Origin of the sequence: Pseudomonas sp. (assembly GCF_048269965.1) — a bacterium.
Taxonomy (GTDB): domain Bacteria; phylum Pseudomonadota; class Gammaproteobacteria; order Pseudomonadales; family Pseudomonadaceae; genus Aquipseudomonas.
On the sequence record NZ_JBLWTV010000008.1, the window covers coordinates 139,225 to 153,612 of the forward strand.

General features: G+C 62.8%; 18 protein-coding genes. 9 read left to right on the forward strand and 9 right to left on the reverse strand.

Going from position 1 to position 14,388, the window contains the following annotated elements:
- Positions 1-78: 78 nt before the first annotated feature.
- From ACN0X6_RS11810 to ACN0X6_RS11835, 6 genes are all read left to right on the forward strand, one after another.
- A complete protein-coding gene (locus tag ACN0X6_RS11810; protein WP_417704117.1) occupies positions 79-645 on the forward strand; it encodes a TetR/AcrR family transcriptional regulator in 567 nt (188 codons plus the stop codon).
- A 48-nt stretch (positions 646-693) separates the two neighbouring features.
- Complete coding sequence (locus ACN0X6_RS11815) at positions 694-1,344, forward strand: YceH family protein (protein WP_417704119.1); 651 nt, start codon at positions 694-696, stop codon at positions 1,342-1,344.
- A gap of 17 nt (positions 1,345-1,361) precedes the next feature.
- Positions 1,362-1,679, forward strand: a complete 318-nt coding sequence (locus ACN0X6_RS11820; RefSeq protein ID WP_417704120.1) for an I78 family peptidase inhibitor — start codon at positions 1,362-1,364, stop codon at positions 1,677-1,679.
- Positions 1,680-1,739: 60 nt separating this feature from the next.
- On the forward strand, positions 1,740-2,192 hold the full coding sequence (locus ACN0X6_RS11825; RefSeq protein WP_160018292.1) for a MarR family winged helix-turn-helix transcriptional regulator: 453 nt from the start codon (positions 1,740-1,742) through the stop codon (positions 2,190-2,192).
- A 352-nt stretch (positions 2,193-2,544) separates the two neighbouring features.
- Positions 2,545-2,970, forward strand: a complete 426-nt coding sequence (locus tag ACN0X6_RS11830; RefSeq protein WP_417704121.1) for an organic hydroperoxide resistance protein — start codon at positions 2,545-2,547, stop codon at positions 2,968-2,970.
- A gap of 60 nt (positions 2,971-3,030) precedes the next feature.
- The gene (locus tag ACN0X6_RS11835; protein ID WP_417704122.1) at positions 3,031-3,291 is read left to right on the forward strand and encodes a DUF2790 domain-containing protein; all 261 of its coding nucleotides are present in this window, start codon (positions 3,031-3,033) and stop codon (positions 3,289-3,291) included.
- A gap of 95 nt (positions 3,292-3,386) precedes the next feature.
- Here the strand turns inward: ACN0X6_RS11835 and xerD are convergent, their stop codons facing one another.
- Complete coding sequence (gene xerD, locus ACN0X6_RS11840; RefSeq protein ID WP_417704124.1) at positions 3,387-4,283, reverse strand: site-specific tyrosine recombinase XerD; 897 nt, start codon at positions 4,281-4,283, stop codon at positions 3,387-3,389.
- Between the two features lie 63 nt (positions 4,284-4,346).
- Here xerD and ACN0X6_RS11845 point away from each other — a divergent pair, with 63 nt between their 5' ends.
- On the forward strand, positions 4,347-6,188 hold the full coding sequence (locus ACN0X6_RS11845; RefSeq protein ID WP_417704126.1) for a cation:proton antiporter: 1,842 nt from the start codon (positions 4,347-4,349) through the stop codon (positions 6,186-6,188).
- 52 nt (positions 6,189-6,240) lie between these two features.
- Here ACN0X6_RS11845 and ACN0X6_RS11850 read toward each other — a convergent pair whose 3' ends face one another.
- From ACN0X6_RS11850 to ffh, 6 genes are all read right to left on the reverse strand, one after another.
- Entirely contained in the window at positions 6,241-6,654 is a 414-nt protein-coding gene (locus tag ACN0X6_RS11850) for an acyl-CoA thioesterase (RefSeq protein ID WP_160016606.1), read from the reverse strand.
- An 81-nt stretch (positions 6,655-6,735) separates the two neighbouring features.
- Entirely contained in the window at positions 6,736-7,086 is a 351-nt protein-coding gene (gene rplS / locus ACN0X6_RS11855) for a 50S ribosomal protein L19 (protein ID WP_003246155.1), read from the reverse strand.
- 42 nt (positions 7,087-7,128) lie between these two features.
- The gene (trmD, locus tag ACN0X6_RS11860; RefSeq protein ID WP_417704128.1) at positions 7,129-7,872 is read right to left on the reverse strand and encodes a tRNA (guanosine(37)-N1)-methyltransferase TrmD; all 744 of its coding nucleotides are present in this window, start codon (positions 7,870-7,872) and stop codon (positions 7,129-7,131) included.
- Between the two features lie 5 nt (positions 7,873-7,877).
- The gene (rimM, locus tag ACN0X6_RS11865; RefSeq protein ID WP_417704130.1) at positions 7,878-8,414 is read right to left on the reverse strand and encodes a ribosome maturation factor RimM; all 537 of its coding nucleotides are present in this window, start codon (positions 8,412-8,414) and stop codon (positions 7,878-7,880) included.
- Positions 8,415-8,422: 8 nt separating this feature from the next.
- Positions 8,423-8,674 (reverse strand): 30S ribosomal protein S16, encoded by a 252-nt coding sequence (gene rpsP, locus ACN0X6_RS11870; protein ID WP_003246162.1) that lies wholly within the window; start codon positions 8,672-8,674, stop codon positions 8,423-8,425.
- A 185-nt stretch (positions 8,675-8,859) separates the two neighbouring features.
- Positions 8,860-10,239: a signal recognition particle protein gene (ffh, locus tag ACN0X6_RS11875; protein WP_074682308.1), complete on the reverse strand. Its 1,380-nt coding sequence runs from the start codon at positions 10,237-10,239 to the stop codon at positions 8,860-8,862.
- 156 nt (positions 10,240-10,395) lie between these two features.
- On the opposite strand from ffh, the gene ACN0X6_RS11880 reads away from it, so the two are divergent.
- Together ACN0X6_RS11880 and ACN0X6_RS11885 are read left to right on the forward strand one after the other, a co-directional pair.
- A complete protein-coding gene (locus tag ACN0X6_RS11880) occupies positions 10,396-11,196 on the forward strand; it encodes a cytochrome C assembly family protein (protein ID WP_196476755.1) in 801 nt (266 codons plus the stop codon).
- 10 nt (positions 11,197-11,206) lie between these two features.
- Entirely contained in the window at positions 11,207-12,493 is a 1,287-nt protein-coding gene (locus tag ACN0X6_RS11885; RefSeq protein ID WP_417704131.1) for an HlyC/CorC family transporter, read from the forward strand.
- On the opposite strand, the gene ACN0X6_RS11890 is transcribed toward ACN0X6_RS11885, so the two are convergent.
- Both ACN0X6_RS11890 and purT read right to left on the reverse strand, forming a co-directional pair.
- A complete protein-coding gene (locus ACN0X6_RS11890; RefSeq protein WP_417704133.1) occupies positions 12,465-13,199 on the reverse strand; it encodes an SGNH/GDSL hydrolase family protein in 735 nt (244 codons plus the stop codon). The two genes, ACN0X6_RS11885 and ACN0X6_RS11890, sit on opposite strands and share 29 nt — an antisense overlap.
- On the reverse strand, positions 13,196-14,377 hold the full coding sequence (gene purT / locus ACN0X6_RS11895; RefSeq protein ID WP_417704134.1) for a formate-dependent phosphoribosylglycinamide formyltransferase: 1,182 nt from the start codon (positions 14,375-14,377) through the stop codon (positions 13,196-13,198). The genes ACN0X6_RS11890 and purT overlap by 4 nt, the downstream gene beginning before the upstream one ends.
- Positions 14,378-14,388: the final 11 nt, after the last annotated feature.

Below are 14,388 nucleotides of genomic sequence, written 5' to 3' on the forward strand. Positions count from 1 at the left end.
TTGACTAACGACCGTTAGCTGAACGAACGTTATGTTATGCTCCGAGGCAGGTCAACCCAGCATAGAAGAGTGTTACCCATGCGTTATTGCGCCGAACACAAGGCCGAAACCCGCGAGCGTCTGCTTGCCAGCAGCGGCGCACTTGCCAAGCAGCAAGGCTTTGCCGTGACCGGTATCGATGCACTGATGAAGACCATCGGCCTGACCGGCGCAGCTTTCTACAGCCACTTTCCGAGCAAGGACGACTTGTTCGCCGAACTGATCGAACGCGAGTTGCGCAACAGCCTGAGCCGGCTTGGCGGCGAACCGGGTGACACCGGGCGCGACAGGCTGCAACGCTGCCTGACGGCCTACCTCAGCCTGGCGCATGTCGAGCAGCCGGACAAAGGCTGCGTGCTGCCGACCCTGGGTGCGGAGATCGCCCGCGCCGATGAACGCGTCCGGCTGCGTACCGAGCAGCAGATCCTGCAACTGCAGAGCACCTGGGCCGAGATCATCGGCGACCCGCAACTGGCCTGGACGATTCTCGCGCAATGCCTGGGCAGCCTGCTGCTGGCACGCATGATGGCCAGCCAACAATCGCGCCAGCAGGTGCTCGGCGCCAGCCTGGACATGCTCGAACACAGATTGAAACCTGTCAGCTGAGCGCGGATGTCGTTAACCTATGCGGGTTCTTTCTGCCAGGATCGATCCATGTCGCACACGCCTTCCCCGCTGATTGGTGAAACCCCGCTGCACGCCGCCGAAGTGCGCATCCTCGGCTGCCTGATCGAAAAGCAGCTGACCACGCCGGAAACCTATCCGCTGACGCTCAATGCCGTGCAACTGGCCTGCAACCAGAAAACCAGTCGCGAACCCTTGATGAACCTGGAAACCGGTGAAGTCGGGCGCTACTTGCGCAGCCTGGAAGGTCGCAAGCTGGTGCACCTGGTGATGGGCAGCCGTGCCGACCGCTGGGAACAGCGTTGCGACAAGCAGCTGGAGTTGGTCAAGCCACAGACTGTATTGCTCGGCCTGCTGCTGTTGCGCGGCCCGCAGACGCTCAATGAACTGCTCACGCGCAGCAATCGCATGCACGATTTCGACGATGTCGCGGAGGTCCAGCATCAGCTGGAGCGTCTGATCGGTCGAGGTCTGGCGCTGCTGCTGCCGCGCCAGAGTGGTCAGCGCGAGGACCGCTACATGCATCTGCTGGGCGAATCTGCAGATCTGGAAAGCCTGCTGGCCAGCCGCCCTGCTGCTCGCGGGGAGGCTGCGGCACCTAGTGAAGATAGACTGGTCGAACTCGAGGCGCGCATCGCCGCCCTCGAAGAACGTCTGACGCGCCTGGAAGGCGCGCAATAACCCAAGGAGCTCATGCATTGAATTTCAACACTCGTCTCTGCCTCATCCTAGGCGCCACCCTGCTCGCTGCCGGTTGCAGCAGCACCACCGAGAAGCCGGCACCCGCAGCCGCGCCGAACGGCCCTGCCCCGGACAGTTGCACCTCGTCCGCTGTGGAGCATTTCAAAGGCCAGACCGCGACCCCCGAACTGCTCGAGCAGGCACGCCAGCAAGCCGGAGCGAGCACCGCTCGCATTCTTACGCCAAACAGCGTGGTGACCTTGGAATACAATGGTCAACGCCTTAACCTCAACGTCGACGATCAGCGAGTGATCACCCGCGTATCCTGCGGCTGATGTCACCGGTGGTGCGGGTTGCCCCGTACCACTGCCACCCCCTTTGCACAGGCCAATGCCATGACTTCCCAAGTGGAACCCTGCGCCGAGCTGATGCTGGACAACCAGCTGTGCTTTGCCCTCTATTCCACCTCGCTGATGATGACCAAGACCTACAAGCCCCTGCTGCAGGCACTCGGTCTCACCTATCCGCAATATCTGGCCATGCTGGTACTGTGGGAAAACGAGGGCATCACCGTCAGTGAGATCAGCGCACGCATGCTGACCGACCCCGGCTCACTGACGCCTCTACTCAAGCGCCTGGAAAGCGAAGGCCTGCTGCAACGACAGCGCAGCAGTCAGGACGAGCGCGTGGTGCAGCTGTACCTGACCGACAAAGGTCGCGCCCTGCACGAACAAGCCAAGGCATTGCCTGCCTGCATCCTCAAGGCTTCTGCGTTGAACATGGAACAGCTGGGCAAGCTGCGTGGCGACCTGATCGAACTGCGCAGCCACCTGCAAGACGCCCTCTGAACCCAGGCGATGCCAGCCATCGCCTGCTCTCGCTATCCCCCTGCTAGGCGAAACCCTGTTCACGCCGCGCTTAACGGCCTCCATCGTCTATTCACACCTCGCTCACTGGCTCATCCTGAGCCTCGATTCGCTCTGAATCTGGCAAATCACCTACAGCATCTGCTGCAAAGCATGGCCGCAACCCCTGCCGAGCCTACTTATTCCTGAAAAACAAAAGGCTATAACCAAATCTTCCACACATTTATCTTGCGCGCTAATGTTTTGCGCAATATAGTTCGCTCCATGGAAACGGTTAGCGCACAAAAGATTAGCAAGCCAATCCATCACCACCCCACCGACAAGGATCAACGCCATGACTATCGAAAACGTTCTCTACCGCGCAACCGCTGAAGCCTTTGGTGGCCGTGAAGGCCGCGCTGTCTCCTCCGACGGCATCCTCGACATCGCCCTGAGCACCCCGAAAGAACTCGGCGGCGCCGGCGGTAACGGCACCAACCCGGAGCAACTGTTCGCCGCCGGTTATTCCGCCTGCTTCCTCGGCGCCCTGAAATTCGTCGCCGCCCGCGACAAGCTGAGCATCCCGGCTGACACCTTCATCGAAGGCAGCGTCGGCATCGGCGCCATCCCCACCGGCTTCGGCATCGAAGTGGAACTGCGCATCAGCCTGCCCGGCCTGACCCAAGAAGCCGCACAAACCCTGGTGGATCGCGCGCACATCGTCTGCCCGTACTCCAACGCCACCCGCGGCAACATCGACGTCACCCTGACCATCGTCTGACAGCTGGCAGCCAGCGCTCGCGGCCAACGCCCGAGCGCGGCACCCAAGAGGAGAACCCCCATGAAAACCCGCACCCTGTTCGCCACTGCCCTGACCGCCATCGCACTCAGCGCGTCGCTCACCAGCCTCGCCCACAGCGCCGAGGCCACGCCCTACCGCTACGGCCAGAACCTGGATATCGCCAAGGTGATTTCCATCGACGTGCCCAACAGCTCGCAGTGCGAAGTGGTCACGGCAACGATGACCTACCGCAACAGCGCGGGTGACGTGGAAGTTCTCGGCTACGAACAACTCTCCAGCGTTTGCACCAGCCAGGGTTGATGGCCACCAGCAGCCTGCTGACGCGCCAACGGCCTGCTCGCGAAAAGCACGAACCCCGCCACCGGCAACGGTGGCGGGGTTTCGTTCATGGCCAGTCAGCCGCGCGGATGGTGCTGCGCATGCAACTCCTGCAGACGAGCGCGAGCGATGTGGGTGTAGATCTGCGTGGTGGACAGGTCGCTGTGGCCCAGCAACATCTGCACCACACGCAGATCGGCGCCGTGATTGAGCAAATGAGTCGCGAAGGCGTGGCGCAGCGTGTGCGGCGACAGCGCCTTGCTGATGCCTGCGACCTGCGCCTGATGCTTGATGCGATGCCAGAAGGTCTGCCGCGTCATCTGCTCGCCACGCAGACTGGGAAACAGCACATCGCTGGGCTTGCCGCCCAGTAACAGCGGACGCGCCTCACGCGTGTAGCGCTCGATCCAGGCAATGGCCTCTTCACCCAATGGCACCAGACGCTCCTTGCTGCCCTTGCCGAACACCCGCAGCACGCCCTGGCGCAGGTTGACCTGCTCCAAGGTCAGCCCAACCAACTCACTGACCCGCAAACCGCAGGCATAGAGCACCTCGAGCATGGCGCGATCACGCAGGCCGATGGGGTCATCCAGGTCCGGCGCCTGCAGCAGCGCTTCGACATCCACTTCAGACAACGACTTGGGCAGTGGCCGGCCGATCTGCGGCAACTCGATCTGCAGGGTCGGGTCTTCGCTGATCAGCGTTTCGCGCAGCAGAAAGCGGTAGAAACCACGCACCCCTGAGAGAAAACGCGCAGTGGAGCGCGCCTGATACCCCTGCTCGAGACGCCAGGCCAGGTGATCGAGAATGGCGTCACGGCCGATATGCTGCAGGGCCAGACCGCGCCCATCGAGCCAGGCATTGAAGTGTTCCAGATCACTGCGATAGGCGGCCTGGGTGTGGGCGGAGAGCCCCTTTTCCAACCACAGCGCTTCGAGGAAGCGCTCGATCAGAGGATGAGTTAACGTTGCCATCGAGGGTCCATGACGAAATATGATGGCTAGTTTTCCACAGCCCCACCGCGATAGGGAGATCCAATGAGCGAGACCCACATCCTGCTGAGCCTGGGCGGCATCGGCCTGCTGGCCCTGGCCAGTCAATGGCTGGCCTGGCGCCTGCGCCTGCCAGCCATCCTGTTCCTGCTGTTCGGTGGCATTCTCGCCGGCCCGCTGCTGGGCCTGCTCGATCCGCAGGAGCTGTTCGGCCCATTGCTGTTCCCGTTCATTTCCCTGGCCGTGGCGCTGATCCTGTTCGAAGGCAGCCTGACCCTGCATCTGTCGGAGTGGCGCGAGATCGGCAGGGTGGTGCAGCGCCTGGTGACCATCGGCGCACTGCTGACCTGGGCGGTAATCACCGTCGCCAGTCATTATCTGCTGGGGTTCTCCTGGGACCTGGCACTGCTGTTCGGCACGCTCACCCTGGTCACCGGCCCCACCGTGATCGCCCCGATGCTGCGCGTGGTCCGCCCCACCTCGGCGGTGGCGAACATCCTGCGCTGGGAGGGCATCGTCATCGATCCCATCGGTGCGCTGCTGGCAGTGGTGACCTTCGCCTTCATCGTCAGTTACGCAGAAGGCAACGCCCTGAGCGAGAGCCTGAGTACCTTCGCTGCGGTGATCGCTTGCGGCAGCCTGCTCGGCGCGGGTGCGGGCTGGGCCTTCGGCATCGTCCTGCGGCGACGCTGGCTGCCGGAATACCTGCATAATTTCGCGTCCCTCGCTGCAGTGCTGGGAATCTTCATCGCCGCCAACCTGATGGTGCATGAATCCGGCCTGCTCGCCGTGACGGTCATGGGCATGTGGCTGGCCAACATGCGCGGCGTGGACATCAGGCCGATCCTGCACTTCAAGGAAAACCTCAGCGTGCTGCTGATCTCCGGCCTGTTCATCATCCTCGCCGCCCGCCTGGACCTGCAGGCGCTGCTGGCACTGGGCCCGGCAACGCTGGCCTTGCTCGCGGTCATCCAGCTGATCGCACGCCCACTGAATATCGCCGTCTGCACCCTGGGCTCCAGCCTCAACTGGCGCGAGCGCGCCCTTCTGGCCTGGATCGCACCCCGTGGCATCGTCGCTGCTGCGGTCTCGGCGATCTTCGCCCTGCGCCTGGAGCAACAGGGCAATGAACAGGCCCACCTGCTGGTGCCGCTGACCTTTCTGGTCATCATCGGCACCGTGGTCCTGCAGAGCGCGACGGCACGGCCTCTGGCGCGACTGCTCAAGGTCGCCGAACCCTCACCCAGCGGTTTTCTGATCGTCGGTGCGAACCCGGTCGCGCGAGCGCTGGGCAAAGCCATCCAGGGCCTGGGCAGCCAGGTCCTGCTGACCGATTCCAGCTGGGAAAACATCCGCGCTGCACGCATGTCCGGCCTGCCCACCTTCTTCGGCAACCCGACCTCGCAACATGCCGAGGCGCACCTGGATCTGGTCGGCCTGGGCCACCTGCTGGCACTGACCCCCTCGGCAGAACTCAATGCTCTGGCCTGCATGCATTTTCGTCACGACTTCCCCGGTAACCGGCGCTTTACCCTGCCCACCAGCGCCGACGGCAGGCGCAGCGACAAGCACCGCAGCAGTGACGAGGTACGCGGGTTGCCGCTGGGCGGACAGCCACTGAGCTTTCCGCAGTTCGCCAGCCGCCTGGCGCGCGGCGACGAAGTACGCAGCACCACCCTGACCCAGACCTTCGACTGGAATGCCTACAACGCGCTCTACGGCAAACGAGCCACACTGCTGCTGGCTCGCGCACCGAATGGGTGGCTGCATATCGCCACGCAACCTCTGAGCTTCACGCCTGGTACCGGCTGGACATTGATGGCACTGATCGAAACGGAAGAACCAGCCAGCGAGCCCAGTGCGCAGGAAGCCCCCGCCGCCACATGAGTGCCCGAGCGACCAGCCTGACAGTCAGCTTGCGCCCCGAGACGCAGGCTGACTACTGATCGAAGCCCGGCAAGACCGGCACGGGCTTTTGCTGGTCATCGACGGCAACGAAGCTGAAGCTGCCGCTGATCGCCCGCTCGCGTCCCTCCTGATACAGCCCCTCGACGAACACCTCGACTTCTACCTTGAGGCTGGTGTTGCCGACCTTGATCACCCGCCCGATCAACTCGACGATGGAGCCGGCCGGTATCGCATGCTTGAAATCGATGCGATCACTGGACACCGTCACCAGCGGCAAACGGCAGAAACGCGTGGCAGCGATGAACGACACTTCGTCCATCCAGGCCAGCGCGGTGCCGCCGAACAGGGTGTTGTGATGATTGGTGGTCGGCGGAAACACCGCCTTGGTCACGCGGGTTTCCGACAGCACAATGCGCCGCTGAATCTCTTGCTCTCTTGGAGTCATGTCACTGCCACTCATGATTACTGGAAGCCAGAAACGACAAAAGCAGCCCGAAGGCTGCTTTTGTCAGAAAAGCGTCCGAACTTAGGACAGCTTTTCCTTGATGCGTGCGGCTTTGCCGGACAGATCGCGCAGGTAGTACAGCTTGGCTTTGCGCACGTCACCGCGACGCTTGACGCTCAGGCTGTCGACCAGCGGCGAGTAGGTCTGGAAGGTACGCTCGACGCCAACACCGCTGGAGATCTTGCGCACGGTGAATGCGCTGTTCAGGCCGCGGTTACGCTTGGCGATAACGACGCCTTCGAAGGCCTGCAGACGCTGACGGTCGCCTTCCTTCACTTTCACCTGAACGACTACGGTGTCGCCTGGGGCGAAAGTCGGGATTTCTTTGTTCATCTGCTCGGCTTCGAGCATCTGGATAATCTTGTTGGTCATGCTGCGCTCCTAAGACAAGCCTCCCGGCCTGCCATCGATACGTTAACTATCGTCCCGCTGGCGGATGTATTCCTCCAGCAGCTTTTTCTCTTCTCCAGAAAGCGAGCGGCTATCCAGAAGATCAGCGCGACGTTCCCAGGTCCTACCAAGGGACTGCTGCAAACGCCAGCGCCGGATGTGTTCGTGGTTGCCACTCAGCAACACTTCGGGAACACGTTTATCCGCATACACCTCCGGGCGGGTGTAGTGCGGGCAGTCGAGCAGGCCATCCGTAAAGGAGTCCTCCTCGGCCGAATCGGCATGACCCAATGCACCAGGCAAAAGGCGCGTCACCGCATCGATCAGCACCATGGCCGGCAGCTCACCGCCGGACAGGACGTAGTCGCCAATCGACCATTCCTCATCGACATGCGTTTCGATGAAACGCTCGTCGATGCCTTCATAACGACCGGCAATCAGGATCAGTGCATGCTCCTGCGCCAGCTCGCGGACCGCAGCCTGATTCAGGCGACGCCCCTGCGGCGACAGGTAGATCACCTTCGCCGTCTCTCCCGCAGCTTGCTTGGCACTGGCCAAGGCATCCTCGAGAGGCTTGATCTTCATCACCATCCCCGGACCACCGCCGAAAGGGCGGTCATCCACCGTATGGTGACGATCGGTCGTGTAGTCTCGCGGGTTCCAGCAATTGAGCTTGAGCAGCTCCTGCTTGACCGCACGACTGGTGATGCCGTACTCGCCGATGGCGGCAAACATTTCCGGGAACAGGGTGATGACTTCTACGCGCATGAGCCTTAGAAATCCGCATCCCAGTCGACCCGCATCTCGCCGGCTGCCAGATCGATAGAGAGCACGCACTGATCCGTATAGGGCAGCAGACGCTCGCGATCATCCAGACTGCCCGCGCAGGGCTTGACCACCATCACATCGTTGGCACCGGTTTCGAACAAGTGGTCGACCACACCGAGCAGTTGCTCTGTCTGATCAATGACCTTCAAGCCCTGTAACTGGTACCAGTAGAACTCGCCATCTTCCAGGTCCGGCAGCTCGCTACGCGGCACGCAGATCTCGAAACCGGCGTAGGTACGCGCGATCTCCCGATCATCCAGACCCTTCAACTTGGCTACCAGCACCTTGCCCTGAAGGCGGCCGCTGGCCAGTTCCACTTTCTTTACCTCACCGTCACGCTTGAGCGTCCAGTGGCGGTAATCGAGCACGTTATCGATGGGATCGGTAAAGGAGTACACCTTCACTTCACCCTTGACGCCGTGCACCGAAACAATCTTGCCGAGAACGATCAAATCCTCGGCGACGGCCGGCGTCGTACTCATAAAGATGCTTAGGCAGCAGCCTTGGCAGCTTCCTTGAGCAGCTGAGCAACACGCTCAGACGGCTGAGCGCCCTGGCCCAGCCAGTAGGTCGCACGCTCTTGGTCGACGGAAAGACGCACTTCGCCACCGGCAGCGATCGGGTTGAAGAAACCGATACGCTCGACGAAACGACCATCGCGCGCATTGCGGCTGTTGGTCACGGTCAGGTGGTAGAAGGGGCGCTTTTTGGAGCCGCCACGAGCAAGACGGATGGTTACCATGTGAACATCGTTCCTATAGTCGGTGCTAACTTGAGGCACACATTAAAAATGGGCCTGGGCCCGAAAGGCCGCATATTCTATGAGCAAAAGCGGCAAGCTTCAAGCCACAAGCTACAAGTAAAAGCAGATTTCCAGACTGCAGCTCTTTCTTGCGGCTTGAAGCTCCTGGCTTGTGGCTGCTTTGCCTAGAATTTCGGCATGCCACCGCCGCCGGGCAGCATACCGCCCATGCCGCGCATCATCTTGGCCATACCGCCCTTGGCGGTGAATTTCTTCATCATCTTCTGCATCTGCTTGTGCTGCTTGATCAGCCGACCAATGTCCTGCACCTGGGTACCGGAGCCCAGCGCGATGCGACGCTTGCGCGAGCCACTGATGATGTCCGGGTCGCGGCGCTCGGCCGGCGTCATCGAGTTGATGATCGCCTCCATCTGCTTGAACTGCTTCTCGGCCGCGCCCTGGGCGCTGCCCATCTGCGACAGGTTGACGCCACCGATGGACGGCAGCTTGTCCATCAGGCCGCCGAGACCGCCCATGTTCTTCATCTGCTGCAACTGATCACGGAAGTCTTCGAGATCGAAGCCCTTGCCCTTCTTCAGCTTCTTGGTGAGCTTCTCGGCCTTCTCGCGATCGAGGGTCTGCTCGGCCTGTTCGATCAGGCTGAGCACATCGCCCATGCCGAGAATGCGCGAGGCGATACGATCCGGGTGGAAGGGCTCGAGCGCGTCACTCTTCTCGCCCATGCCGATGAACTTGATCGGCTTGCCGGTAATGTGGCGTACGGACAAGGCCGCACCGCCACGCGCATCACCGTCGACCTTGGTCAGCACCACACCGGTCAGCGGCAACGCCTCGCCGAACGCCTTGGCCGTGTTGGCGGCATCCTGGCCGGTCATGGCATCGACCACGAACAGCGTTTCGACCGGGTTGACCGCAGCATGCAGCGCCTGGATCTCGGCCATCATCTCGGTATCCACGGCCAGACGACCGGCGGTATCGAGGATGACCACGTCGATGAACTTCAGCTTGGCTTCGCGGATCGCTGCATTGGCGATATCCACCGGCTTCTGGCTGGCGTCGGAGGGGAAGAAGGTCACCCCGAGATCGCCCGCCAGGGTTTCCAACTGCTTGATTGCCGCCGGACGGTAAACGTCAGCCGACACCAGCAGCACCGATTTCTTCTTGCGCTCCTTGAGGAACTTGGCCAGTTTGCCGGCGGTGGTGGTCTTGCCCGCGCCCTGCAGACCCGCCATCAGCACCACGGCAGGCGGCGCTGCATTGAGTGCCAGATCTTCGTTGGCCGCGCCCATCAGCTCTTCCAGCTCGGCGCGGACGATCTTCACGAAAGCCTGTCCCGGGGTCAGGCTCTTGGACACCTCAGTGCCAACGGCACGATCCTTGACCTTGCCGACGAAGTCCTTGACCACCGGCAGGGCCACGTCGGCCTCGAGCAGGGCCATGCGCACTTCGCGCAGCGTATCCTTGATATTGTCTTCGGTCAGCTTGGCCTTGCCCGTGACGTTACGCAGCGTCTGGGACAGGCGATCGGTAAGATTTTCGAACATGCGCGTTCCTTTGATAGGTGCGTCCGGCGCGCCGGGTGTGCGACAGGCGGCGGATTATAGCGAAGTCGCCGAGCTGCCGACACCGCCGGCAGTCTTTCGTGCTGACGCCCTTCTGTGCCACACTCAGCGCCTTTCGGGCCCGCCTTACACGGATTTATGCACCCTCTGTTGCCCAGCCTCGCCGCCGCACTCCTCTACGCCGGCGCTGCCGCTTACCAAGGTCTGCGCCTCACTCAGCGCAGCATCCCCGACAAACGCCTGCTGGCGTCACTTGGCGTGTTCGCCCTGTGCCTGCACGGCATCAGCCTGTTCTACCAGCTGTATGACGCGCACGGCCTCAACCTGGACTTCTTCAATGCCGCCAGCCTGATCGCCTGCGCAGTCATCGGCCTGATTCTGCTGGCCTGCCTGCGCATCCCGGTGGAAAACCTGCTGCTGCTCCTGTTCCCTCTCGGCACACTGACGGTCCTGGCTGCGGAATTCATGCCCAGCGGCACCATCAACCCGATCAACGAACACCCCGGCATCCTCGCCCACATCCTGTTCTCGATCATGGCCTACGGCATGCTCACCATCGCCGTGTTCCAGTCGATCCTGTTGCTGCTGCAGGACCATCAGCTCAAGCACAAGCACCCGTCGGGGCTGATCCGCAACTTTCCACCGCTGCAGACCATGGAAAGCCTGCTGTTCGGCTTCCTCTTCGCCGGCTGGCTGCTCTTGTCGCTGTCGCTGCTGTCCGGCGCGCTGTACATCGATGATCTGTTTGCCCAGCACCTGGCACACAAGACCATCCTTTCCTGCTTCGCCTGGGTGGTTTTCGCCGTTCTGCTGTGGGGGCGCCACCAACTCGGCTGGCGCGGCCACAAGGCCATTCGCTGGACCCTCGCCGGGTTCTGCCTGCTGATGCTGGCGTACTTCGGCAGCAAGCTGGTACGCGAATTCATCCTGCACATCTGAGACGGACGTCGTGGACGACATTCATTCGAGCTACCTACTCGGCCTGCTGATTTTCCTGATTCTCTGCTCGGCGTTCTTCTCCAGCTCCGAGACCGGCATGCTCAGCCTCAACCGCTACCGGCTCAAGCATCTGGCCAAGGAAGGGCACAGCGGCGCCAAGCGCGTCATCCGCCTGCTCGAGCGCCCGGACCGCCTGCTCGGCACCATCCTGGTCGGCAACAACGTGGTCAACATTCTCGCTGCCTCCATCGCCACGGTGCTGGCGGTGGACCTCTGGGGCGAAGCCGGCATCGCCATCGCCACGGCGGGCCTGACCATCATCGTGTTGATCTTCGGCGAAATCACGCCCAAGACCCTGGCCGCTCTGCGCCCGGAACTGGTGGCCTTCCCCGCCAGCCGTGTGCTCAGCCTGCTGCTGCGCATACTCTATCCGGTGGTGTGGCTGACCAGCGCGATCAGCAACGGCCTGCTGCGCCTGCTGGGCGTCGACCCGGCACAGCGCGCCAGCGACAGCCTGTCCACCGAAGAGCTGCGCAGCGTGGTGCGCGAATCGGGTTCGGAGCTACCGCTGAATCGCCAGAGCATGCTGCTGAGCATCCTCGACCTTGAACGGGTCACGGTCGACGACATCATGATTCCGCGCAACGAAGTGACCGGCATCGATCTCGACGACGACCTGGAAATCATCATCGGTCAGTTGCGCAGCACCTCGCACACACGCCTGCCGGTGTTTCGTGGCGACATCAACCAGATCGAAGGCGTGGTGCACATGCGCCAGATCGCCCGCCTGCTGAGCCACAACCAACTGACCAAGGACACGTTGCTGGCCGCCTGCAACGAGCCTTACTTCATCCCGGAAAACACGCCCCTGGCGACCCAGCTGATCAACTTCCAGAAGCAGAAGCGGCGCATCGGCATCGTCGTCGACGAATATGGCGACGTGATCGGCATCGTCACCCTGGAAGACATCCTCGAAGAGATCGTCGGCGACTTCAGCAACCAGGACAGCCTGCGCAGCCCGGATATCCACCCGCAGGAAGACGGCACCCTGGTCATCGACGGCGCCGCCTACATTCGCGAAGTGAACAAGACCCTCGGCTGGCACTTGCCCAGCGACGGTCCCAAGACCCTCAACGGTCTGATCACCGAAGCGCTGGAGAGCATCCCTGACAGCAGTGTCTGCCTGAAGATCGGCCCCTACCGCCTGGAGATTCTCCAGGCGGCGGAAAACCGGGTGAAGAGCGTGCGCGTCTGGCAGGTGGAAAAGGTCAAAGCGGACGCAACAGCGCCGCAGTGAGGCGCTCGGCCAGGCCTGCAGCCCATTGCCGATAACCCAATGCCGACGGGTGATAGCCATCCTCGGCGAGATAATGTGCCTCGAACGGCAGGTCCAGCACGCAGTGCAGCGCGCCCAGCCGTTGCGCCAGGCTCTGCAGCTCACGATCCAGCAAGCTGGCCCGCCAGCCCATCAACTGCCGCAGCAACCAGGGCAAGGCGCTGAAATGCTGCAAAGGCGGCACGCCGCTGAACACCACGCGACAACCCCGCTCACCCAATGCATCGGCCATCGCGGCGAGCGCCTGCAGCCAGCGCTTGCTCGGCGTGAGATGCGTGGTGTCATTGACGCCGAACACCAGCAGCGCCAGGTCGGCCGGCTCCGCCAATGCCAGCGGCAACAGGCGCTCATGCGCCTCGGCGGCGGTGATGCCATTCTCGCCACAGGCGCGCCAGCGTACCGGCCGCCCCAAGCGCTCGGCCAGGGCGACTGCCAGACAATTCGCCAGCGACTGATCGAAGTGCGTGACCCCGACACCCGCCACGGTCGATTCACCGATCAGCAGCAGACGAAACGGCTCACCCGGTAGATGCGCGGCAGCGATGCCGCTTGGCTCACCCTGCGCAACCGGCAGGCGCAATGCCGTGCGCCGGGTGTGCAGGGCCAGAGGCAGCGCCAATGGCAGCAGTGGCACAGTCGCCAGCCACCACAGCGCATGCCGACTCACAACTGGACGCGAACCGCTTGCGCGCTGCGCAGCGCCTTGGCGCGAGCCGCTTCGATGGATTCGTCACGCGCCAGCGCCACGCCCATGCGGCGCTGGCCCTTGACCTCGGGCTTGCCGAACAGACGCAGCGCGGTGTCGGCCTCGCTCAGTGCGGCGCCGAGGTTGGCGAAGCTGGCCTGCTGCGAATTGCCCTCCACCAGAATCACCGCCGACGCGGACGGGCCCATCTGGCGGATCGCCGGAATCGGCAGGCCGAGAATGGCACGCGCATGCAGGGCGAACTCGGACAGTTCCTGAGAAATCAGCGTTACCAGGCCGGTGTCGTGCGGACGCGGCGAGACTTCGCTGAACCAGACCTGATCGCCCTTGACGAACAGCTCCACACCGAACAGGCCACGCCCGCCCAGCGCCTCGGTCACCGCCAGCGCCACGCGCTCGGACTCGGCCAGCGCGTTCGGGCTCATGGCTTGCGGCTGCCAGGACTCCTGGTAGTCGCCGTTCTCCTGGCGATGGCCAATCGGCGCGCAGAAGCTGGTGCCGCCGACATGGCGCACGGTGAGCAGGGTGATTTCGTAGTCGAAGTCGATGAAGCCCTCGACGATCACCCGGCCCTTGCCAGCGCGGCCACCTTCCTGGGCATAGTCCCAGGCACGCTGCAGGTCGGCGTCGCTCTTGAGCACGCTCTGACCCTTGCCGGAAGAACTCATGATCGGCTTGACCACACAGGGGTAGCCGACGGATTTCACCGCTGCGGCGTAGTCCTCGAAGGTGTCGGAGAAGTGGTACGGCGAGGTCGGCAGGCCCAGTTCCTCGGCCGCCAGGCGACGAATGCCTTCGCGGTTCATGGTCAGCTGCGCGGCACGCGCGGTCGGCACCACGTTGAAGCCTTCGGCTTCCAGTTCGACCAGGGTGGCGGTGGCGATGGCCTCGATCTCGGGCACGATGTAGTGCGGCCGCTCCTTTTCGATCACTGCACGCAGGGCCGCACCATCGAGCATGTCGATGACGTGACTGCGGTGAGCCACCTGCATGGCCGGCGCATTGGCGTAACGGTCGACGGCGATAACTTCGCAGCCCAGGCGCTGCAGCTCGATCACCACTTCCTTGCCGAGCTCGCCGCAGCCACACAGCAGTACACGGGTCGCGGAGGACGACAGAGGGGTTCCAATACGGGGCATGAGTGTTCCTC